The 22903-nt window shown below is 65.3% G+C and carries 20 protein-coding genes; 12 read left to right on the top strand and 8 right to left on the bottom strand.

Going from position 1 to position 22903, the window contains the following annotated elements; genetic code table 11:
- Positions 1-16 precede the first annotated feature (16 nt).
- Complete coding sequence (locus ACEN98_RS26295) at positions 17-856, bottom strand: M15 family metallopeptidase (protein ID WP_413387803.1); 840 nt, start codon at positions 854-856, stop codon at positions 17-19.
- A gap of 57 nt (positions 857-913) precedes the next feature.
- Here ACEN98_RS26295 and ACEN98_RS26290 point away from each other — a divergent pair, with 57 nt between their 5' ends.
- The 3 genes from ACEN98_RS26290 (at position 914) to ACEN98_RS26280 (ending at position 5681) form a co-directional block, all read left to right on the top strand.
- Positions 914-1657 (top strand): hypothetical protein, encoded by a 744-nt coding sequence (locus ACEN98_RS26290; protein WP_413387801.1) that lies wholly within the window; start codon positions 914-916, stop codon positions 1655-1657.
- 110 nt (positions 1658-1767) lie between these two features.
- The gene (locus ACEN98_RS26285) at positions 1768-3423 is read left to right on the top strand and encodes a VRR-NUC domain-containing protein (protein ID WP_413389091.1); all 1656 of its coding nucleotides are present in this window, start codon (positions 1768-1770) and stop codon (positions 3421-3423) included.
- Positions 3420-5681 carry an ATP-dependent DNA helicase gene (locus tag ACEN98_RS26280; RefSeq protein WP_413387800.1) on the top strand — a complete coding sequence of 754 codons (2262 nt, stop codon included), beginning with the start codon at positions 3420-3422 and terminating at the stop codon, positions 5679-5681. Before ACEN98_RS26285 ends, ACEN98_RS26280 begins: the two co-directional genes overlap by 4 nt.
- Before the next feature lie 99 nt (positions 5682-5780).
- On the opposite strand, the gene ACEN98_RS26275 is transcribed toward ACEN98_RS26280, so the two are convergent.
- From ACEN98_RS26275 to ACEN98_RS26245, 7 genes are all read right to left on the bottom strand, one after another.
- Positions 5781-6524, bottom strand: coding sequence for a LytR/AlgR family response regulator transcription factor (locus ACEN98_RS26275; protein WP_413387799.1), 744 nt, complete (start codon positions 6522-6524; stop codon positions 5781-5783).
- Positions 6525-6527: 3 nt separating this feature from the next.
- Positions 6528-7628 carry a sensor histidine kinase gene (locus ACEN98_RS26270; RefSeq protein ID WP_413387798.1) on the bottom strand — a complete coding sequence of 367 codons (1101 nt, stop codon included), beginning with the start codon at positions 7626-7628 and terminating at the stop codon, positions 6528-6530.
- An 11-nt stretch (positions 7629-7639) separates the two neighbouring features.
- Entirely contained in the window at positions 7640-8347 is a 708-nt protein-coding gene (locus tag ACEN98_RS26265) for a LiaI-LiaF-like domain-containing protein (protein WP_413387797.1), read from the bottom strand.
- Positions 8337-8711 (bottom strand): LiaF transmembrane domain-containing protein, encoded by a 375-nt coding sequence (locus ACEN98_RS26260; protein ID WP_056128071.1) that lies wholly within the window; start codon positions 8709-8711, stop codon positions 8337-8339. Before ACEN98_RS26260 ends, ACEN98_RS26265 begins: the two co-directional genes overlap by 11 nt.
- 146 nt (positions 8712-8857) lie before the next feature.
- Positions 8858-9022 carry a hypothetical protein gene (locus tag ACEN98_RS26255; RefSeq protein WP_413387796.1) on the bottom strand — a complete coding sequence of 55 codons (165 nt, stop codon included), beginning with the start codon at positions 9020-9022 and terminating at the stop codon, positions 8858-8860.
- Between the two features lie 34 nt (positions 9023-9056).
- On the bottom strand, positions 9057-9224 hold the full coding sequence (locus ACEN98_RS26250) for a hypothetical protein (protein WP_371762599.1): 168 nt from the start codon (positions 9222-9224) through the stop codon (positions 9057-9059).
- 297 nt (positions 9225-9521) lie between these two features.
- The gene (locus tag ACEN98_RS26245; protein ID WP_413387795.1) at positions 9522-12470 is read right to left on the bottom strand and encodes a TonB-dependent receptor; all 2949 of its coding nucleotides are present in this window, start codon (positions 12468-12470) and stop codon (positions 9522-9524) included.
- A 192-nt stretch (positions 12471-12662) separates the two neighbouring features.
- Here ACEN98_RS26245 and ACEN98_RS26240 point away from each other — a divergent pair, with 192 nt between their 5' ends.
- The 9 genes from ACEN98_RS26240 to ACEN98_RS26200 all read left to right on the top strand — a co-directional run bounded on the left by ACEN98_RS26240 (position 12663) and on the right by ACEN98_RS26200 (position 22883).
- The gene (locus tag ACEN98_RS26240) at positions 12663-13658 is read left to right on the top strand and encodes an N-acetylmuramoyl-L-alanine amidase-like domain-containing protein (protein WP_413387794.1); all 996 of its coding nucleotides are present in this window, start codon (positions 12663-12665) and stop codon (positions 13656-13658) included.
- A 384-nt stretch (positions 13659-14042) separates the two neighbouring features.
- Positions 14043-16049 carry a polysaccharide biosynthesis protein gene (locus ACEN98_RS26235; RefSeq protein ID WP_413387793.1) on the top strand — a complete coding sequence of 669 codons (2007 nt, stop codon included), beginning with the start codon at positions 14043-14045 and terminating at the stop codon, positions 16047-16049.
- A gap of 51 nt (positions 16050-16100) precedes the next feature.
- A complete protein-coding gene (locus ACEN98_RS26230) occupies positions 16101-17429 on the top strand; it encodes a nucleotide sugar dehydrogenase (protein WP_413387792.1) in 1329 nt (442 codons plus the stop codon).
- Positions 17430-17440: 11 nt separating this feature from the next.
- A complete protein-coding gene (locus tag ACEN98_RS26225; protein ID WP_413337680.1) occupies positions 17441-18502 on the top strand; it encodes a Gfo/Idh/MocA family protein in 1062 nt (353 codons plus the stop codon).
- 2 nt (positions 18503-18504) lie between these two features.
- Entirely contained in the window at positions 18505-19113 is a 609-nt protein-coding gene (locus tag ACEN98_RS26220) for an acyltransferase (RefSeq protein WP_413387791.1), read from the top strand.
- Between the two features lie 31 nt (positions 19114-19144).
- Positions 19145-20284: a DegT/DnrJ/EryC1/StrS family aminotransferase gene (locus ACEN98_RS26215; protein ID WP_413387790.1), complete on the top strand. Its 1140-nt coding sequence runs from the start codon at positions 19145-19147 to the stop codon at positions 20282-20284.
- 25 nt (positions 20285-20309) lie between these two features.
- On the top strand, positions 20310-21440 hold the full coding sequence (locus ACEN98_RS26210; RefSeq protein ID WP_413387789.1) for a glycosyltransferase family 4 protein: 1131 nt from the start codon (positions 20310-20312) through the stop codon (positions 21438-21440).
- Positions 21412-22107, top strand: coding sequence for a hypothetical protein (locus tag ACEN98_RS26205; protein ID WP_413387788.1), 696 nt, complete (start codon positions 21412-21414; stop codon positions 22105-22107). The genes ACEN98_RS26210 and ACEN98_RS26205 overlap by 29 nt, the downstream gene beginning before the upstream one ends.
- Before the next feature lie 35 nt (positions 22108-22142).
- Positions 22143-22883 (top strand): hypothetical protein, encoded by a 741-nt coding sequence (locus ACEN98_RS26200; protein ID WP_413337668.1) that lies wholly within the window; start codon positions 22143-22145, stop codon positions 22881-22883.
- Positions 22884-22903: the final 20 nt, after the last annotated feature.

Raw genomic sequence — 22903 nt, 5'->3', positions numbered from 1 at the left:
CGGGAACCATCCGCCATCAGCGCCGCATCACCCCGCGCATCCGCAACTCCGCATGGCCGAAGTCCATCATCGTCCAGCGCCCACCCCAGGTCAGGCCCAGCGATTCGGCGACCTCGCCGTAGAGCTGGTAGCCACGCATGGCCCAGGGGTCTTTTTCCGAGATCACGAGTTTGCCGTCCCGCCAGAACGCACAGTCCGCCGCCAGCCCGTACTGGTGCCAGCTCTGGAATGCACGTGCGTTCGTCACCTGGGAACCCATGCCGGCCAGCATGTCCTGACGGGCCGGACTGCGGTACCCCTCCAGCAAGGCCATCTCGTAACCGTACTTCTCCTTCATGATCTTGAACACCAACAGCAGGCGCTGGCTGAACTCCGGCCGCAGCAGCCCCCAGTTGCGACTGGCGTCCACCAGCATCGGACGCACCAGTTCCACTTCGCGCGTGCCGAACGCGAGCGGCGGCAATGCAGCCGGCGGCACCAGCTGCTCGCCCTTCAGCAACGCGGCCACCTGGGCATCGACGACGGTGTCGGTGGGCTCGTAGTCGGGCAGCATGTCGGGCCGGCGCATCAGCAACGCGAGCAGCGTCGGGATCAGCACGAGCGGCACGCCGACGGCGAACCACGCCCAGTGCCGCCGCAGCAGCCTGCGGCCGTCGTACCACACGCCGCGCGCGCCCGACCAGGACGCCCGCAGCGTGGCATTACCGCTGCGCTGCCAGCCCCCGACGCGCCATTGGAAGCGGCGCTGCAGCATGCCGAGCACCTGCAGCACCGAGGCCCGTCCCCCCGGGAACAGGGCGAGCCAAATGACGCTGCAAGCCAGGCAAAAGTACAAGAATGCGAGGAAGATCAGCATCGGCTTCTCCCGTTTGTTTCTAATTGGAATTAGTTTTCCAATCTTAGGAGTAATGCGGTGCGCCCTACAGATGAAAATCAACCCGGCTCCAGACGTCCCAACCTGATGTCGTCGTCGCGCCGGGCGACCAGCGAAATCAATATCCTTGCCATGCTCGACGGCCAGGCACCCGGGCGCCGGCTCCGCGCCCTGCCGGCCGTCGTCTGGTACGGCGCCGCCGGTGTGCTGGCGTGCTCCCTGCTCGTCGTCATCGCGTGGCTCGTCCGCGGCGCGACGCCTGCGCCCGACAGCACGCCCGTCGACGTGCCAGGCACGCGCGCCACGCTGGCTGCGGACGGTCCGGTGTCCATGCCGGCGCCCACTGCGTACGCGACACCTGCGGCAGCCGTCCCAGCGCGCGGCGCCGTCATCATCGATCTGCCCCAGCCTGCCACCGCCATCGCAGTGTCCGACGTGGCCGGACGTGCCCCGGCCAGTACGACGGCGCCCCCTTCGTCTGCCCCGTCGCGCCATCCGGTCACGCGTCCCGCCACGCCGGCCGTTCCTCATGCACGGCCGCATCCGGAGTCCCGGACGACCGCATCCCGGGTGCTGGCCCATGCGGACCCGGCGCCGCCGCGCCAGAAGCGGACCGCGAGCGCCGCCAGGACGACGCCGTCGACGGCCGGGGTCGATACGGACGTCGCCCTGATCTCGGCCATCCTCCAGCACACCGGCACCCGTAAGGAGGCGGCCGATGGCGCGGGAACCGCGGCGTGCGCCGACAAGCCGTGCGGCCCACGCATGCCACCCCGACAATAGGGCGGCCTGCGCGGAAGACCACGCCGCGGGCTGTAACCACAGCAAAACTGCTGGGCCATCGTCGCCGGCACCGTTATACTGTACAAAAGTACAGTTGGCGCGGTATGACGATGATCAGAGTCCTGGAAAACGAGTTTTATTATCTGGATAATTTCCAGCGCGTGCTGGACTGGATCGCCGAGCGCTACCCCGACCTCCTCATCGACGAGGAACACGCGTTCATCGCCGCCTTCCCGCAGTTGCCGCAACCGGCCCGCGCCCTGTTCGTGCGGATGGTGATGCGCAAGGGCACCCTGTTCCGGGCGAGCAAGCTCAACTACGCGGAGATCGGCTGCCCGCGCGCAGCGGCGGAGGCGCTGCTGCCCAGCGGCTGGGTCGAGTCCGATCCCGTACTGACGCTCGACGAGCTGTTCGACCTGCTGTCCAAGCCGGAACTGGCCGAGGCGTTCCGCCTGACGGGCGCGCAGAAGAGCGCGCGCAAGGCCGACCAGCTCGAAGCGCTGCGCGCAGATCCCGCGCACGAGGTAGAGCGCCCGTTCTCGCATTGGCACCGGAGTTGCGACGACCTCGCATTGCGCCTGCTCGTGCAACCGCTGTGCGACCGCCTGCGCCTCATCTTCTTCGGCAACCTCTCGCAGGACTGGACGGAGTTCGTGCTGTCCGACCTCGGCCTGTTCCGCTACGAGCGCGTCGAATTCTCGCCGGCGTCGCGCGGCTTCCGGGCCCGCCACGACATCGACCACTACCTGCAGCTGCACGCGTGCAAGGAACGCTACTACGCGGGCGAGGCGGCGCTGGACGTGCTGGCCGACCTGCCCCGCCATGCATTCGGCAACGACTGGCTCGACAGCCGGCGCGAACGTCTGCTGTTCCAGCTTGGCCAACTGCTCGAAAAAGAGCGGGACTGGGACAATGCGTATGCCGTGTACGCGGATTGCCGCTATCCGGGTGCGCGCGGACGGGCGATCCGCGTGCTGGAAAAGCACGAGAAATTCGACGCAGCCTATGCGTTGTTCGAGACGGCGCAACAGGCCCCGGAAAGCGAGGCGGAGCGCCAGCACCTGCTGCGCCTGGGCCCGCGCCTGGCACGCAAGCTGGGCCACCCGAAGGGCCCGCCGCGCCGCGCGACGCCGGCCGCGCGGCTCGACCTGAGCCTGCCGCTGCCGGGCGGCGAATGGCGCGTCGAAGGTGTGGTGCTGGCGCATCTGGCGCGCGCCGACGCGCCTGTCTTCTACGTCGAGAACACGCTGGCCAACACACTGTTCGGCCTGTTGTGCTGGCGCGCGATCTTCGCGGCGATCCCGGGCGCGTTCTTCCACCCGTTCCACCGCGGTCCGGCCGACCTGTTCGCGGCCGACTTCTACCAGCGCCGCAAGGACGACTTCGAGGCCTGCCTCGCCCTGCTGGAAGACGGCCGCCACCGCGCCGCCATCTTGGCGACGTACGACGAGAAGGCAGGCCTGCAATCGCCGTTCGTCGCGTGGGACTGGCTCGATCGCGGCATCATCGAACTGGCGCTGGACTGCATCCCGGCGGCGCACCTGGCACTGTGGTTCCGCCGCATCCTGCAGGACGTGAAGGAAAACCGCACGGGCTTCCCCGACCTGGTCCAGTTCTGGCCTGAAGAAAAGCGCTACAACATGATCGAGGTGAAGGGCCCGGGCGACCGCCTGCAGGACAACCAGCTGCGCTGGATCGATTACTGCGCCGAGCACGGCATGCCGGTCACGGTGTGCTACCTGCAATGGGAGCAGGCCGCCGCATGAACGACGCACGCTACGTCGTGTCCGTGCGTGCCCTGTGCGAATTCACGGCCAAGCAGGGCGACCTCGACCTGCGCTTCACGCCGTCGCCCACGGCGCAGGAAGGCATCGCGGGCCATGCCGTCGTGGCATCCCGCCGCGACGACAACTACCGCAGCGAAGTGACGCTGGCGGGCGACTGGGGCCCGCTGCACGTGCGCGGGCGGGCCGACGGCTACGACCCCGACCGCAACCTGATCGAAGAGGTCAAGACGTACCGCGGCCAATTCGCGCGCATCCCCGACAACCACCTGCGCCTGGCCTGGGCCCAGCTGCGCGTCTACGGACACCTGATGTGCGAGGAGCTCGGCATGGACGACGTCAACCTGGCTCTCGTCTACTTCGACATCGGCACCCAGCAGGAAACCGTGCTGCGCGAGACCCGCACCCGCGCCGACCTCGCCGCGCTGTTCGAAGACCAGTGCCGCCGCTTCGTCGCCTGGGCCGAACAGGAACTCGCGCACCGCGGCGCGCGCGACACCGCGTTGACGGCGCTGCGCTTTCCCCATGCCGATTTCCGCCCCGGCCAGCGCCAGCTCGCGGAAGCCATCTTCCGCGCCAATGCCGGCAAGCGCAGCCTGCTCGCGCAGGCCCCGACCGGCATCGGCAAGACCGTCGGCACCCTGTTCCCGGTGCTGAAAGCGGCGCCCGGCCAGGGGCTCGACAAGGTGTTCTTCCTGGCCGCGAAGACGCCGGGACGCCAGCTCGCGCTGGACGCCGCAGCGACACTCAAATCCGGTGGCACGCTGCCATTGCGCGTGCTCGAGCTGAGCGCGCGCGACAAGGCCTGCGAGCACCCGGACAAAGCCTGCCATGGCGATTCGTGCCCGCTCGCCCAGGGCTTCTACGACCGCCTGCCGGCCGCGCGCGAAGCGGCGGCGAACGCGGGCATGCTCGACCGCGCCGCGCTGCGCGAGATCGGTCTCGCGCACGGCGTCTGCCCGTACTACCTGGGCAGCGAGATGGTGCGCTGGAGCGACGTCGTCGTGGGCGACTACAACTACTGGTTCGACGGCGGCGCGATGCTGTACGCGCTGGCGCTGGAACGCGGCTGGAAGGTCAGCGTGCTCGCGGACGAGGCGCACAACCTCGTATCCCGCGCACGTTCGATGTACACGGCGACGTTGCAACGCGCGGACCTGCGCGCGGCACGGGCCGTCGCACCGCCCGTGCTGCACAAGCCGCTCGACAAGGTCAAGCGCGCGTGGACGGACGTGAGCAAGTCCGCGCCCCTGCCCTACCAGGTGCTGGACGGCCTGCCCGACAAATTCCTCAACGCGCTGCAGGGCGCGGCCAGCGCCATCACGGAGCACATGGCCGCGTTCCCCGTACCGCTCGACCCGGAACTGCAGGATTTTTATTTCGGCGCGCTGCAGTTCGGCCGGCTCGCGGAATCGTTCGGCGCGCATTCGCTGTTCGACGTCTCGCGCGAGGACGAGCGCAACACGACCCTCTGCATCCGCAACGTCGTCCCCGCATCTTTCCTCGGTCCGCGCTTTGCGTACGCCCATTCAACGACGCTGTTCTCCGCGACCCTGAGCCCCTGGCATTATTTCGCCGACCTGCTCGGCATGCCGGCGGACACCGCGTGGATCGACGTCGACTCCCCGTTCACCGCGAGCCAGCTGGACGTGCACGTCGCGCACGGCATCTCGACGCGCTACCAGGCCCGGGCCAGTTCGCTCGCGCCGATCGCGGCCCTCATGGCGGACCAGTACCACGAAAAGCCCGGCAACTACCTCGCGTTCTTTTCCAGCTTCGACTATCTGCAGCAGGTGGCGGACCGCTTCGAGCGCGACCATCCCGACATCCCCGCATGGAGACAGGCGCGCCGCATGAGCGAACCGGAACGTGCGGACTTCCTCGCGCGCTTCGTCGCGGGCGGCCGCGGGATCGGCTTCGCGGTGCTGGGCGGCTCGTTCGGCGAAGGCATCGACCTGCCCGGCGAGCGGCTCATCGGCGCCTTCGTCGCGACCCTTGGCCTGCCACAGGTAAACCCCGTCAACGAGCAGCTGCGCCAGCGCATGCAAGCGATGTTCGGCGTGGGCTACGACTACACCTATCTCTATCCCGGCATGCAGAAGGTCGTGCAGGCGGCGGGCCGCGTGATCCGCACGGAGCAGGACCGCGGCGTCGTATGGCTGATCGACGACCGCTTCGCGCGGCCCGACGTGCGGGCGCTGCTGCCCGCCTGGTGGCACGTCGACAAGGCCGCCTTCTAGCGACTCATTCAGGGTGGACAGGGCCAGGCGCGGCGACGAAGACAGTGCGGTTGCACGGCGCGGCGCTGCAACGACGCCATGGCCGCCCTGAATCAACCGCTAGCGCATCAGGTCGCGGACCTTTTGATAACCGCTGCGGCTGATCGGAATGCGCGCCCCGGACTTCAGCACCGCGCAGTGACCGTCCTTCCCGGTCGGCTCGATGCGCGCGATGGTGCCCAGGTTGACGATGTACGACCGGTGCACGCGCAGGAAGGCCTGCGGATCGAGCTGGCTTTCCAGTTCGGCCATGCGCTGGTTCTTCAGCCACTGGCGGCCTTCCGAGCAGATGGCCACGTAATCGTCCTGGGCCTCGATGTAGTCGATGCGCGCGACGGGGATGACCTGCACGCGCGCGCCGTCGCGGATCAGCACGCGCTCGATCGGCTGGTGGCGCGCCCGCGCATCGCTCACGAGCGCGCGCATCGCCGCCTCCCCCTCGGTCGCGGGCGCGGCGAGGCGTTCGCGCGCATGCGCCAGCGCCTGCGCGAGGCGTTCGCGCGTGAACGGTTTCAGCAGGTAGTCGAGCGCGTGGACGTCGAAGGCCCGCAACGCGAACTGGTCGTACGCCGTGACGAATACGTAGTGCGCCTTCGCGCCGGCCAGCTCGACGACTTCGAAGCCGTCCAGCTTGGGCATCTGGATGTCGAGGAACACGAGATCGGGCGCCAGCTCCGCGATGGCCTTCACGGCCTCGAAGCCGTTGGCGCATTCGCCGACGATCTCCACGTCGGGGTGTAGCCCGAGATGCTCGCGCAGCACGGCGCGCGCCAGCGGTTCGTCGTCCACGATGATCACGCGCATGCGTCAGGTCCTTTCGAGTTCGGGTTGGGGTTCGTCGGCCGTCACGGCCGGCAGTGCGAGCTCCACGATGAAGCGGCCGTCGCGCCGCATCCAGTGCGCGCTCGCCTCATGCCCATGGTCCGCCGCGAGGCGCTGGCGCACGTTGACGAGGCCCAGGCCCGTGCCGCGTGCCGAAGCGGCACCGTCGACGCTGTCGGGGTCGACGTCGTTCTCCACGCGGATGCGCAGGATCGATCCGGCACGCGTCGCTTCGATGCGCACGAGGCCGGGCTCGATCATCTGGCCGATGCCGTGCTTGATCGCGTTCTCCACGAGCGGTTGCAGCAGCATCGGCGCCAGCAGGCACTGGCCGGCGGCGGGATCGATGGCGGCATCGAAGCGCAGCCGGTCGCCGTAGCGCACCTGCTCGATGGCGACGAAATGCCGCACGAGCTGCAGTTCCTGGTCGAGCGTCACCTTGCGGTCGGCGCGCAGGCCCAGCGTGTGCCGGAAGAACTCGGCGAGCTGCACGGTCATGGCACGTGCGGCCGCCGGGTCGAGCGACGTCAGCGCGCTGATCGAATTCAGGCTGTTGAACAGGAAGTGCGGATCGACCTGGGCGCGCAACATGCGCAGCTCCGCATCCTGGGCCATCAGCTTCATCTCCAGGCGCTGCGTCTCGAGGTGGCGCACGCGTTCGGTCTCGATCAGCAGGTAATTCACGGCGGCCGCCAGGCCGTACAGGATCAGGCCGAGGCCGAACATCGACGCCAGCACGGGGCCGCTCGCGACGGGCACGTAAGCGTCCGGCGCCAGCGCGGCCAGCAGGCTGTTCCAGACCGCGCCCATGCCGCACCACAGCGCGGCCACGCAGGCCGCCGTCATGCCCACGCCGGCGGCGATGGCGAGCGGACGGCGCCGTCCCAGCGGGTACGCGCGGCACACGTAGTAGGCGGAAAAGCCCGCCGCGTACGCGAACCAGAGCGCCAGCGGCACGGCGAACAGCACGCTCGCCCCCCAGCCCGCCCCACTGACGGCCAGCATGACCGCCAGCAGCAGGCCCAGCATCAGCCAGGCCAGCAGGTAGAGCGCCGCCGCGCGCCAGCTCGCAAAAATACCGTGCACTGGCCGCGCCTTTAGTTGCGCACTTCCACGCCGCCCATGATGGCGTAGCCGGTGATGACGAGGCGCTTGCTGGCGTCGGGCGGCCGGGCCGTCTTTTCCGCGAAGCCGCCCATCACGGGCGTGCCGTTCAGGACGACGGTCCAGTCGGGCGGAACCTTGATGTTGATGCCGCCCCAAACCGTGAAGATGTTGATCACGGCTTCCTTGACGATGGACGCGTCGCGCAGGTCGAGCGCGCAGCCGCCCATCACGGCCGTGATCTCGCCGCCGCGGAAGTCCTGCGTGCCGACGCGCCGCTCGAAACCGCCCAGCACGGCGACGATGTCGACGACGTTGTCCGGACTCGCGCCTGCGGCAACGCCTTCGCGCGCCACCCGCCCCGGGCCCAGCGAGCGGTACAGCACGAGACCGCCGAGCGCGATCATCACGAGCGGCCACAGCGTGCCCCAGCTGATGGTGAAGTAGCCCATGCGGCTGACGATCATCAGGAGGCCGACCGCGATCAGCACGCCGCCCATGTAATTGCCGCTGCGGCCGCTGCGCGTCCCGTTGCCGAACAGCGCGACGCAGCCGGCCACGATGAAGGCGAGCGGCCAGAACCCGATCGCATGGCGGAAATTCAGGATGTCGAGGTTATCGAGCAGGAACAGGACGCCCATGCCCACGACGAGCAGGCCCAGCACGACCTGGCTCGACGCGCGGTTCGTGTTATTTTCCATGGCCGTCCCCTCCCTTCTGGCCGAAGCGGCGCTCGGCGATCGGCCGGATCGCCATCGTGATGCCGCTGATGATGATGAACAGGGGCCAGCTGTTGCCGAACGTGAGGCCCCACAGGCCCTCGAGCACGGCGAACAGCCACAGGCCGATGAAGACGGTCCACAGGCCGTTGGAGAATTCGCGGGCGCTCGGGTAGCCGATGGTCTGGTTGATGCCCACGACGACCAGCAGCAGCGGCGCATAATGCCACAGCGAGCGGACGTCGAACACATCCATCTGGTCCAGCAGGAAGGCCACGCCCAGCCCCACCAGGACCAGGCCCCACAACACCTGGCGCCGCAGGTGGTAGGACGCTTCGCTATTCATGTTTCCTCCATAATGATCGAATGTCGACACGATAACGGAGGTCGGCGCGCGGGTGGAAGTGCTTTTCGGCCAATGGCGGCGCTTTGCCGGTGAATGGCGAAGGGCCCGCCATGTCGCCATGGCGGGCCCTTCGGAAAGCGGATGAATCAGGCCGCGGCCTGCGGACGCAACCCCTTCTGCTGGTTGCGGTACCTGGCGCGGGCAGCGGCAATCTTGAGGGCTTCGCGCGCGACGTTCATCTTGTGGATCTCCTCGCGCTCTTTCTTGCCGCGGTGCTGGGCCACGTGTTTGCTGCCGATCTTGGCGGTCATGATGCTTCTCCTGTTCGGTGACGGTGAAACTGGTTCAGGAGCGGGAGGCGCCGATCCGGTCGTCCGACGGCATCAGCATGCCCCACCCCAGCTGGCGCCGGATTTCTTCCGGCGTCGGCGGCGGTTTCGGGTCTTTCGAACGCCGCTCGAGGTACTCGCGCACGAGATGCTTGGGGGGGTGGTTCGTCGTCGTCGTGGTCATGGCAACCTCCGCTTCCGTTGAAGCCGGCGCGCTTGCCGCCGGCTTCGAAATTGGTGCCGGTCCTCGAGGCGACCGGCTGACCTGTCGAGGTGGTTGGCCACCTGCGGAAGATCGCTTGGTGCCTCACTCGACGCCTCCATCGTAGCGAGTCCGCCCGGGTCGTAACCGTTAGATGCCGCACACTGTGCGTCCCCATGAGTTCCAGTCCTACAGGCCACCTTCAAAGAGGCCTACGCGGCGTCGAGAAATGCAACAAAAAAGGGGGCCGCGGCCCCCTTGCACCCACTGGCGATGACGTCAGAAGCGGTATTTCAGGTTCACGTAGAACTGGCGGCCGCTGACGTCCAGCTTCTGCTGCTCCTCCTCGCTGTAACGATAGTAGGCGCGCTTCACGTTCGTCAGGTTCGTCGCGTCGAACGTGAGCAGCAACTGCGGCGTGAGGTTGACGCTGGCGTTGAAGGCCAGCGTCGTCACCGGCGCGGCCATCGTCGGCGCGGTCGGCATCATGACACCATTGACGCTGTACAGGCCCTGGCTGTTCGCCGTCGGCGCGGGCGCCGTGGAGCTGTTCACGTATTCGCTGCGGTAGTTCGCGACGAGGCGCAGCGACACCTTGTCGTTCTCGAAATAGCCACCCAGGTTCGCGGCCCATTCGGACGCGCCGACCATCGGCCGGCCGTCGTCGACTTTCGTGCGCGCGCGGCTGATGTTGCTGGTGAAGCCGAAGCCCGTCGTGCCGAACGGCTGTTCGTACGACAGTTCGAGGCCGGCGATGTGCGCCCCCTGCTGCTCCGACGTCTGGACCGTGTACGTCTTCATCGCCTGCGCCGCGGAATCCCACAGGTCGATCGTGGCGCCGCCCGTGGTGCCGGTCTTCGCATAGCCCTGGATGCGCGAGTAGAACAGGTCCACGCCCACCATCGAGCGGCGCGAGAAATACCACGCCCACGACGCATCGAGGTTGTCCGACGTGAGCGGCTTGATGCCCGGGTTCGGCCCCGTCACGCGGCATCCCTGCGCATCGCACGTCGGCGAGCCGAAGCCGGCGCCGAGCAGGTTGTAGTTCTGGCGGCCCACCGTGCGGCTCGCGCCGAAACGCAGGATCTGGTCCTTCGTCAGCTCGTAGCGCACGTTCATGCTGGGCAGCCAGTTGTTGAAGCGGCGGTCCGTCTTGATGAAATAGTAGGTGTTGCCCGTGTTGTTCTTGAAGGGCTCGTTGTCGTAGACCGGCTGCAGGTCGCCCGACGTCGTGATCGCATCCGGATAGGCCGCGCACGGAATCGCCGGCTGGCCGGGTGCGGCACGCAGGCAGACGCCGGCCGGAATCGGCGTCGGGATGTCGGCGTTGATACGCGTCTGCACGAAGCGCAGGCCCACGTTGCCGGACCAGCGCTCGCCTTCCAGGTTGGCCATCACATAGGCCGCGCCCTGGCGTTCGCGCATGTGCAGTTCGGATGCGATGCGGCGCTCGTACTGGTCGCTCGTCGCCTTGGTCGCGCCCTGGAAATACGCCATCAGCACCGCCGGGTCGAACGTGTAGCCCGTGTTGTCCCAGCCGGCCGGGCCGTCGAGACCCGCGCCGAAGTCGGACGGCCACGGAATCGTGCCGGTCGGCGCGCCGATCGTGATGTCGCGGTTGTGATAGGCCGGGTAGCGGCGCGCGCTCTCGCGGTGGTGGTCGGCGTAGCGCACGCCGCCTTCGACCGACTGGACCCAGCCGTTGTCGACGCGCCATTCGCCGTCGACCTGGCCGCTCGTCTCGCGGTCCGTCGTCTTCAGGCCGGAGATCGTACGCACCACCAGTTGGTCCGGCTTGGCGCCGGTGCCGTAGTACTTCACGTACGGCGCGTTGTCGACACCGGCCAGCGCGTACGACACGCCCGTGCCGAAGCTCGCATAGGTCAGGCCCTGGTCGTAGTCCGTCTTGCCGACGCCGCGCGTCGTCGACAGCAGCGTCTTCAGCGTCAGGTCCTGGTTCACGCGCCACTTGCCGTCCAGGTCGAGGAAGGAGCTGGTGGCCCGCGCGCCCTGCCGATAAAAGCCTTCCGAGTTGCCGATGTACTGGGGCGGCGTCCCGTCGGGGAACATGATGTCGGCGCTTTTCAGCACGCGCAGCTGGTCGCCGTACATCGTCGTCTCGGTGACGATGACGGGATTGCGGATCGACGCGAACACCTGCTGCCCCTGGACGCCCACGGTGTTCGGCGCAGTCGCGCCGGTGGCGCCGTCGGCGAGCGACGCTTTCCCGAGCAGCATGCTGTACATGGCGCCGGCTTTAAGGCGGCCGTAGTTCGGTGCCTTCAAGGTGGAAGTAAAGCCTGTGACGGTGACGTCGACGTCCTGGTTCGGCTTGAACTCCAGCGAGAACATGCCGCCCTTGCGGTCGCGCACGCCCTCGACGAATTCCGTGCTCATCGAACCGGGCAGGCGCACGCCGTTCAGGTCCGCGGCCTTGTAGCCGCTGCCGGCCAGCGACGCGTCCGTGATGCCCTTCATGGTGGTCGTGTTGATGACGTCCCAGCCGCTGCTCGTGCCGTATGCGAGGCGCGACGCGGAATCGCGCCGGATGTAGCGCTTTTCCGCGAAGCCCTGCAGGATGAAGCCGAACGTGCCCGCCTCGTTCTTCCAGTTCACGGACGCGTTCAGGTCGGGCGCCGTCTTGCCCGGCAGGGTCGCGTAGCTGGCGCCGACGCTGGCCACGCCCGACAGGCGCTCCTTCTGCGCCAGGGGTTTGCGCGTCGTGACGTTGATAGTGCCCGCGAGGCCGCCGTCGACGATGTTCGCCTGCGACGTCTTGTACACGATGGCCTGGTTCAGGACCGACGACGGCATCAGGGACAGGCTCGTGGACCGGCTGCTCGATGCCTGGTCGGCGATGTACCAGTCGCCGCTGCTGACCGTGTGGCCGTTGAACACGATGAGCGACATGTCCGGATTGGTGCCGCGCATCGCCACCTTTTCCGCTTCGTCGTAGTCGGTCCGCACCGCCACGCCGGGCAGGCGCTGCAGCGAATCGGCGAGGTTCTTGTCCGGCATCTTGCCCACGTCCTCGGCCGTGATCACTTCGACGTTGGCGGTGGCGTCGCGCTTGACGGCCAGCGACTTCGCCATCGACGCGCGGATGCCCGTCACTTCGACCGTTTGCATCGGCGTGCTGCCGGCGTCGTTCTGGGCCAGCGCGGGCGTACCCGCCACGCCCAGCCATGCCAATGCGACAGCGGCCGCGAGCGGCTTCTGTTTCATCATTTCTCTCTCCTCTGTAGTCATCGTCGGGACCGGTGTTTCCCGGTCTCGCGCTCAGTATTGACTGATGACACAGCGGTTGGATAATGATTACTGTTGAACAATCTATAACTAAAAGGAATGCTCGGACTGCAATTGTTTTTGACGGCACCGTGCGGCCGGGTTAGCGTAGCGTTTTATCCATCGAGACCCATCATGCCTCCTGTCCGCGCGCTGCCCGCGCTCCTGCTTTCCATACTCGTTGCCGGCTGCGCGACGCCGCCCGCCGCCACACCGGTTGCCGCGCCGGCCGCCGCCGAACCCAGCCCGACCGCGCAGGCTGCGGCCACGGAGCCGCTCGAGACGATCCTGGGCAAGCCACTGTTCCGCATGCATCCCGTCGAAGCTGGCCGCTACATCGCCTGGGTGCACGAGGCCGAGCCCGACCTGCGCAAGCGCATCGCCGCCATCGGCCGCAAGAACCTCGGCCAGCCGTACCGCCTGAACCTGCTGGGCGAATTTCCGTACCAGGTCCATGACGACCTGCCGATGTTCAGCCTGGACCACAGCGACTGCGTCGTGTTCGCGGAGCACACCTACGCGATGGCCCTGTCGCAGTCGTGGGAAGAATTCTTCTGGATGCTGCAGCGCATCCGCTACCGCGACGGCGTCGTCGGCGTGGCCACGCGCAACCACTACACGGAGATGGATTGGAACGTGGCGAACCGCTGGCTCGTGACGGACATCAGCGCCGACCTGGCCGGCCCGGATGGCCCGGCGTACACGATGACGATCGACCGCGCCCGCTTCCTCAAGACGCGCCACCACACGGACGCCAGCATCCCCGTCGAGACGAGCCGCCAGGCCTACGTGCCGAAGGACCGCGTGACGGCCATCGCGGGCCAGCTGCGCGAAGGCGATCTCGTCAACGTGATCTCGACACGCGACGGCCAGTTCTGGGCTTCGCACGTGGGGCTCGTCGTGCTCGGGCCGGACGGCGAGCGCCACTTCCTCCATTCCTCCGAGCCGCAGGTGCGCGAGGAAACGTTCGAGTCCTACATGGCCCGCGCCGCCGCGCGCGAGGAACGCAACCGCCAGGCGGGCAAGAACGGCCAGGTGCTCGCCGGCTTCAAGTTCCTGCGCCTGAACGATGACATCGTGGTGCCGCCGATGGCACCGCAGCCGCGCCCGGGCCGTCCTGCCGGCGCCTGAATCCCGCCTCCACGGCGTCCATCACGCGTGATGGACGCCCCTCTTCCATCCCCCTTCATTTGCTGCCTTCCGCCTTGCAGCCAGCCCCGTATTACATTTCGAATCGTCGCGAATTCCAATTGAAAAATAAAGGGAAATATTCCTTGAATTAATTTCCCAATGTTACCGTTTATGGGTTCCAAAAAGAATTCCCTATTGCCGGTTGAGCATGGTCAAATCTTTATCGATGTGTATCGAGATAATAAATAGACCTGCTCATCAAAATAACAAACAACAATTTATCCACGAATAAATATAAATTTTGAATTCGCTTTTCCGGGATACCAGTGCTTGTCTCAAACTTTGGAAGTTTGCATTCATCAACTCACGCAATGCTTCAGAATCATGCCCAAGCTCAACCAAGTATTCGTTCGCCGAATCTGCTCCCGGATGGTGTCCATGCACCGCACGTCAAAAATCGCGCTGATGATCACGGCCGATCTGATCGCACTGCCGTTTTGTTTCCTGGGCGCGATGCTCCTGCGCGGCGGCGATTTGAAACTCGCCTCCCATTTCGGGCCGGGTTCTTATGTTCTCGTAGCAATCGTCACGATAGCGGCGTTTTCCATTTCGGATCTTTATCGCGCAGTGATTCGTTTCATCGACCAGCGTCTATTGAGCGCGACAGGCCTGGCATTGGCGATTGCCGTTCTCTGCGCATACACCATCACGTTTTCGGTGAACGAAGCAAATTTTCCGCGCAGTGCTTTGGCCATTTATTGGTTTATCGCTTTTTCGTATGTCATGGCATCGCGCATCGGAGTGCGCAATCTGCTGCGCAACCTGAACGGGAACCAGCGCGGCACGTCGGAGGTGGTGGCAATCTACGGCGCCGGCGAATCCGGGGCGCAGCTGGCGCAAACGATGCGCAACAGTGACGAATATCGCCCTGTCTGCTTTTTCGATGACAAACGCGCGCTCAGTGAACGCACGATCGGCGGCCTCCGCGTTTTTCACACCGATCGTCTGGTGGAAACGGTCAATGCAATGGGCATCCGCTCGATCGTGATCGCCATCCCGGCCGTGGCCCCCGGCCGCCTGCGCGACATCATGCAGCGGCTGGCCCAGGCCGGTATCACGACCAAGATCCTGAGCCGTCTCGTCGACCTTGGCGACGACAAGGTCACGCCGCGCGAGAGCATCCGCGACCTGAAGTTCGAAGACCTTCTCGGCCGCGCGCCCGTGCCGCCGCGCCTCGACCTGTTTGCGCTCTGCGTACGCGCAAAAAACGTCATGGTCACGGGCGCAGGCGGCTCCATCGGCAGCGAACTCTGTCGCCAGATCGCCACCTTGAGGCCAAGCCGGCTGCATCTGCTCGACCACTCCGAATTTGCCTTGTACACGGTCCGCCAGGAGATGGCCAATCGCTTTCCCGACGTCCCCGTGGACGCGCATCTCGGCTCTGTCTGTAATGCGGACCTGATCGAACGCATCCTGCGCGACAACCGCGTCGACACCATCTACCACGCCGCCGCGTACAAGCACGTTCCTCTTGTGGAAACGAATATCGTCGAAGGCCTGCGCAACAACGTGATGGGCGCCCAGGTGATCGCCACGCAGGCGGCAAGACACGGCGTCGAAACCTGTGTGCTGATTTCGAGCGACAAGGCGGTGCGTCCGACCAACATCATGGGCGCCAGCAAGCGCATCGCAGAACTCATCTTTCAGGCAGCGGCCGCGCGACCCGGCGCGGACACGACGTTCTGCATGGTCCGCTTCGGGAATGTGCTGGGGTCGTCGGGTTCGGTGATTCCGCTGTTCCAGCGTCAGATTGCACGAGGCGGCCCGGTCACCATCACACACCCCGACGTGTCGCGCTACTTCATGCTGATTCCCGAGGCGGCCCAGCTGGTGATCCAGGCAGGGGCGATGGCAAAGGGCGGCGACGTGTTCGTGCTCGACATGGGCGAGCCAGTACGTATCCTGGACCTCGCACGGACGCTGATCGCGTTGTCCGGCCTGACCGAGAAGACGCCGCAGAATCCGGGCGGGGATGTCGAGATCGACTATGTCGGCCTCTTCCCCGGCGAGAAGCTGCACGAGGAATTGCTGACCGACGGCGTCGTATTCCCGAGCGAACATCCGCGCATCATGCGCATGAAAGAGAATGCCTTGCGGCCGAGCGTGCTGGACACCTTCATCAACTGCCTCATGATGGCCTGCGACACGCATGAACGCGGCCTGATCGAAGGCATGGTCAAGGCCATCGTGACCGAGTACAACCCCGGCCGGCACGCCGAAGAGGCTGCACCGGTCCCCGTCCCGGCACCGGCCGTGGCCGCGCCGGCCCCCATCGCTGCGCCGCAGGAACGGCTGGCCCTGATCAAGAAATTCGTGCCGTTCCGGATCTAGGCGCGGCAACCGGAACGCCCCTTTTACCCAACCAGTTCGACGAGGATCCACATGCGTGACGAAAGCAAACCGGCTTATCTCGAACAGCTCACCGCCCGTCTGAGTGAGCGCACTGCCCTCATTGGCATTATCGGCCTGGGCTACGTGGGCCTGCCACTGACGCTACGCTATGCCGAAGCCGGCTTCCGCGTACTCGGGATCGACATCGACGGCAGCAAGGTCGAACGCCTCAACAGGGGTGAAAGCTACATCAACCACGTCCCTGCGGCCGACATCGCGCAGGCGCGCAGCCAGGGCTTCGAAGCGACCACCGATTTCACCCGCGCGGGCGAGCCGGATGCCTTGATCATCTGCGTGCCGACGCCGCTCAACCCGTATCGCGAACCCGACCTCTCTTTCGTACTGGAGACGACGGAAGCCCTGCTGCCGTTCATGCGGCCAGGTCAGGTCCTGTCGCTGGAAAGCACCACATACCCGGGTACGACTGAAGAGGAACTCAAGCCGCGCCTCGAATCGCGCAGCTTCGTGATCGGACGCGACATCTTTCTCGTCTTTTCTCCCGAACGCGAAGACCCGGGGAATCCCGACTTTCACACCCGTACGATACCCAAGGTCTGCGGCGGCGTGACGCCGGCCTGCCTCGAAGCCGGAGTCGCCCTGTACAGCGCGGCCATCGACCGCGTCGTCCCGGTCAGTTCGACCCGCGCGGCGGAGCTGACCAAGCTGCTCGAGAACATCCACCGTGCCGTCAACATCGGTCTCGTCAACGAGATGAAGATCATCGCCGACCGCATGAAGATCGACATCCACGAAGTCATCCGCGCAGCCGCAACGAAACCGTTCGGCTTCACCCCCTATTACCCCGGCCCCGGCCTCGGTGGGCACTGTATCCCGATCGACCCGTTTTACCTGACGTGGAAAGCGCGCGAATACGGGCTGCACACGCGTTTCATCGAGCTCGCCGGCGAAATCAACAGCGACATGCCTCACTGGGTCGTCAGCAAGCTCACGGATGCGCTCAACCAGCGCGGAAAAGCCGTGATGGGAAGCCGCGTGCTGGTGCTGGGCATCGCCTACAAAAAAGACGTCGAGGACATGCGTGAATCGCCTTCGGTCGAACTGATGGAAATCCTGCGCGACAAAGGCGCCGTCGTCGACTATGCCGACCCACACGTGCCCGTCTTTCCACGCATGCGCGAACACCACTTCGACCTGAAAAGCGTCGAACTCACCCCGCAGCGCATCGCGTCCTATGACGTCGTACTCCTGGCCACGGCACACTCCGCCTTCGACTATGACCTCGTACGGCAATACGCCAGCCTCATCGTCGACACGCGCGGCGTCTACCTCGCCGCGCTACCCAACGTCGTGAAAGCCTGAGGACCGTCATGATGCGCCACTATCCTGCTCCCATCCAGGACCGCAAGATCCGCTTCGCGCTGGTCGGCTGCGGCCGCATCGCCAACAATCACTTCGAGGCCCTGCGCAAACACCAGGACCGCGCCGAGCTGGTCGGCATATGCGACGTCGACCCGCGTGCGCTCGACCGCGCGGTCGGACTGACCGGCGCCGAAGGCTACGCCAGCCTCCACGAGATGCTGCGCCGCGCCGACGCCGACATCGTCGTCGTCACCACGCCCTCGGGCCTGCACCCCGAGCAGTCGATCCAGATCGCCAACAGCGGCCGCCACGTGATGACGGAAAAGCCGATGGCGACCCGCTGGGAGGACGGCAAGCGCATGGTGGCCGCGGCCGACGCCGCCGGCGTACGCCTGTTCGTGGTCAAGCAGAACCGCCGCAACGCCACCCTGCAGCTTCTCAAGCTGGCCGTCGACAAGAAGCGCTTCGGCCGCATCTACATGGTCAACCTGAACGTGTTCTGGACCCGCCCGCCCGAGTACTACCACAGCGCCAAATGGCGCGGCACCTGGGAATTCGACGGCGGCGCCTTCATGAACCAGGCCAGCCACTATGTCGACCTGATCGACTGGATCGTCGGCCCGGTCGAGAGCCTGCAGGCCTATACCGCCACCCTGGCGCGCGACATCGAGGTCGAGGACACCGGGGTACTCAGCCTGCGCTGGCGCAACGGCGCCCTGGGTTCGATGAACGTTACCATGCTGACCTACCCGCGCAACCTCGAAGGGTCGATCACTATCCTGGGCGAGCACGGCACGGTGCGCATCGGCGGGGTGGCCGTGAACGAGATTCAGCAATGGGAATTTGCCACCCCCGATCCCGACGACGACAGGGTGCGCGACGCCAGCTATGAAACCACCTCGGTCTACGGATTTGGCCACCCGCTGTACTACGACAACGTGATCAAGGTGCTGCGCGGCGAAGCGGAGCCCGAGACCGACGGACGCGAAGGGCTGAAGTCGCTCGAAGTACTGATCGCCGCCTATAAATCGGCGCGCGACGGCAAGCGCGTGGCCCTGCCGCTGGAGTACTGATCATGAATGCTCCCATCGACAGCAGGGACGTCCACCCGAGCGCGATCGTCGACGATGGCGCTGTGCTCGGGCCCGGCACCCGGGTCTGGCACTTCGCGCATATCTGCGGCGGCGCCCGCATCGGCGCCGGCTGCTCGCTCGGCCAGAATGTCTTCGTGGGTAATGACGTCGTCATCGGCGACCGCGTCAAGATCCAGAACAACGTCTCCGTCTACGACGCCGTGACGCTCGAGGCCGAGGTGTTCTGCGGCCCCAGCATGGTGTTCACGAACGTCTACAACCCGCGTTCCGGCATCGTCCGCAAGGATCAATACCGGCGCACGCTGGTCAGGCGCGGCGCCAGCATCGGCGCCAATGCCACCATCGTCTGCGGCGTGACGATCGGCGCGTACGCATTCATCGGCGCCGGCGCCGTGGTCAAGCACGACGTGCCCGACTTCGCCTTGATGGCCGGCGTGCCGGCGCGCCAGGTCGGCTGGATCAGCCGTTTCGGCGAACGCCTGCCGCTGCCCACGGCCGGCAACGGCGAGGCGGTCTGCCCGCACACCGGCGAATCGTACGTCCTTGTCGACAGCGTCTGCAGCCTCGTTTCCGCCCCCTCCCGACTCTGAACCGCCCCGACTCGCGAACGGACCGACTACCATGGAATTCATCGACCTCAAGTCCCAATACCAGGCATCGCGCGACCTGATCAACGGCCGCATCCAGGCCGTCCTCGACCATGGCCAGTACATCATGGGTCCCGAAGTGGCCGAACTCGAGGCGCGCCTGGCCCAGTTTACGGGCGCCCGCCACTGCGTCACCGTGGCCTCGGGCACGGAAGCGCTACTGATTGCGTTGATGGCGCTCGGCGTGGGCCGCGGCGACGAAGTGATCACCACCCCGTTCACGTTCATTGCCACCGCCGAGGCCATCGTGCTGCTCGGCGCGATCCCGGTGTTCGGGGATATCGATCCGGTCACCTGCAATCTCACGCCGGCGCTGATCGAAGAGAAGATCACGGCGCGTACCCGGGCGATCATCCCCGTGTCGTTGTACGGGCAGCCGGCCGACATGGACGAGATCAACGCGATTGCCGTGCGCCACGGCCTTACCGTCATCGAGGATGCCGCCCAGAGCTTCGGGGCCACCTACCGCGGCAGGCAGAGCTGCAACCTCTCCGGCATCGGCTGCACCAGCTTCTTTCCCAGCAAACCGCTCGGCTGCTATGGTGACGGAGGCGCCCTGTTCACCAGTGACGACGAGTTGGCCAAGGCCATGCGTGAAATCCGCGTGCACGGCCAGTCGAAGCGCTACGTGCACACGCGCATCGGCGTCGGCGGCCGCATGGACACCCTGCAGTGCGCGATCGTGCTGGCCAAGCTTGAGCTGTTCGATTGGGAACTGCAGCAGCGCCAGCGCGCCGCCTCCGCCTACGATGCGCTATTGCTCGGCAAGGACATGGGGGTTCGTCCGGTCGGCCGGCGGGACGACCGGACCAGCGTCTACGCCCAGTACACGGTGATCGTGGAACAGCGCGATGCGCTGCAGGCGGCGCTGCACCGGGCCGCAATTCCGACCGCCATCCATTATCCCGTCCCCATCCACCGCCAGCCTGCCTATGCATCGCCGGGCGCGGCGGACGCTTGCCCCGTTGCCGTCGAGATGGCCGGAAAAGTGATGAGCCTGCCGATGGGCCCGTACCTGTCGACGGCGAGTGCGCAACACGTTGCAACGGTATTGCTGGACGCGGCCGACATCAGCCGGCGCAGCAGCGCGGAACCCGTGGCATTGCCGGAGTAGGCCGTTCACCAAAGGATGCCCCACAATGTGCAAGGTCGTTCATCTCACGTCCGCCCATCCTCGCAACGACACGCGTATCTTCATCAAGCAGTGTCGGACCCTGGTCGCGCACGGGTATGACGTGACGCTGGTCGTCGCCGACGGTCTGGGCGACGACCAGCTGGACGGGGTAGCGATCGCCGACGTCGGCCTCCCGGGTGGCCGCGTCAAGCGCATCCTGCGGACCACGCGCCGCGTCGGCGACAAGGCAATTGCTCTCGATGCCGATATCTATCAACTGCACGATCCCGAGCTGTTCCCCGTGGGATTGCGGCTCAAGCGACGCGGCAAGAAGGTGATCTTCGATTCGCATGAAGATGTTGCGCGCCAACTGCTGGGCAAGCCCTACCTGGGACCGCTCTCGCGCAGGCTGCTGTCCTCCGCCTATCTGGCCGTGGAGCGTCACGCCTGCTCGCGCTTCGACGGGATCATCACGGCAACTCCTTTTATTAGAGAAAATTTTCTCAAGATTCATCCTCTGACTGTCGATGTGAACAATTTCCCCATGGAGGGAGAACTCGACGGTGACGGTGCTTGGGAAAACAAGGAGGCCGAGGTCTGCTATGTCGGCGGTATCGGCAGTATTCGCGGCATCCGCGAGCTGGTCCAGGCGGGCGAATTGCTGGCCTCGACGGCGCGGGTGAACCTGGTGGGGACATTTTCCGAACCCTCGGTCGAGGCGGAAGTGAAGGCGAGCCCTGGATGGCGCCGCGTGAATCCCCATGGGTTCCTCGACCGCCAGGGCGTGCGCGACGTGTTGAAACGTTCGATCGCAGGCATCGTGACGTTCCATCCGCTGCCGAACCACCTGGATTCCCACCCGACCAAGATGTTCGAGTACATGTCGTCCGGTATTCCCGTGATCGCCTCGAATTTCCCGCTCTGGCGCGACATCATCGAAGGCAATCGATGCGGGATCTGCGTCGACCCGCTCGATCCCGAAGCGATCGCAGCCGCGATAGATTACATCGTGACCCATCCGCAGGCCGCGAGGGCGATGGGCGAAAACGGCCGCCGGGCCGTGCTGGAAAAGTACAACTGGACTGTCGAGGCAAACAGGCTGACCGACTTCTACGGAGCGATATCCCATGACAAGCAAGCTGTCCCAGCTGTTTAACCTGGCCCTCGACATCAGCAAGCTTCCTGTCGCACGCCTCGAATTCCGCCTGAACCTGAACCCGGATAGCGTACGGCGCATGCACGCCCATTTCACGAAGCCTCACCCGAGGTACAGGATCTTCCAGAATAAATCGTTAGGTGCGGCGCTCGTCGACCTGAAGCGCTTTGCGGACCCCGACGAGTATATGGCGAACATGAAAGGGCGTAACTCGGCGGGATACTACGCCAGGAAAGCCAGGTCGCGTGGTTACTCGGTCGTCGAGATCGACAGGAACGTGTTCGTCGAGGACATCCATGAAATCAACACCTCGCTCGATCAGCGCCAGGGCCGGCCGATGGCCGACGCATACCGGCAACAACAGACGCACTTCAGCCCGGAGAAGAACTACAAATATTTCGGTGTGTTGAACTCCGCCGGGAAATTGGCAGCCTACAGTGATATTGGGTTTTTCGGCAATTTTGTCGCCTTCGACCGCCTGCTTGGCCTGCGCAACAATGACGGCGCCATGCACCTGATGGTAACGGAAATTATCTGCCGGATGATCGAAAGCCACGCCTACGGCTACCTCATGTATGACACGTTCTTTGGTGCCAGTCCCGGGCTCAGGACCTTCAAGACGATGCTCGGTTTCGAACCCTATCGCGCAAAATATTCACTCCAATGACTCCATTACTAAGGCGTATCTATAGCGATTACGGGATGCCGTCGCGCCTGCGTACGCACGAAAAACTGATTTGTGCCGCCAGGGATGCCGGCTACCTCCAGACCTCGATCCGCGATTTCCTCGACCGTACGCGGGCCGGCGTCTCGGCGACCTCGACATTCATCGTGCATCGGCACGACATCGATACGGACCTGCGCACGACCAGGAAATTATTTGAGATGGAAAAGAAGTATGGCGTCAAGGCGAGCTACTACTTCAGATTGTCCACGCTTGACTTTGGCCTGATGCGTGAAATCGAAGATTACGGCAGCGAGGCCAGCTACCACTACGAAGAAGTGGCCTCTTTCGCCAAGAAGAACAAGATCAAGGATCCTGCCCTCGTGCGCGACCGACTCCCGGAAATCAGGCATGTCTTCCGCAAGAACTTCCAGTGGCTCGAACAGCAGCTTGGAAAAAAGCTCCGCACCGTTGCCGGCCATGGGGACTTCGCGAACCGCCGCCTGAAGGTGAACAATACGGAAATCCTCGCGGACCAGCAGTTGCGCGAAGACTGTGGCATCGAGTGCGAGGCCTACGACCGCAACCTGCTCGACCATATCGACATGTATATCGTGGACCGGCCGCCTCCACAATATTACTGGCCGACCTCGCCCCTGAACGTGGTCTCCGCACACCGCAGCCTGTGCCTCGTGACCCACCCGCGGCAATTCGAAACGAACTGGAAGGAAAACACCAAGGACAATCTTTTCCGCTTTTATGAAGCTGTGACGTGGTAAGCGGCACCCCGCATTCAACC

Source organism: Massilia sp. CT11-137 (genome assembly GCF_047302885.1).
GTDB classification, from domain to species: domain Bacteria; phylum Pseudomonadota; class Gammaproteobacteria; order Burkholderiales; family Burkholderiaceae_D; genus Telluria; species Telluria orientalis.
The sequence above is the reverse complement of the archived record's forward strand: the minus strand, read 5'-3'. Positions and strand labels throughout refer to the sequence as shown.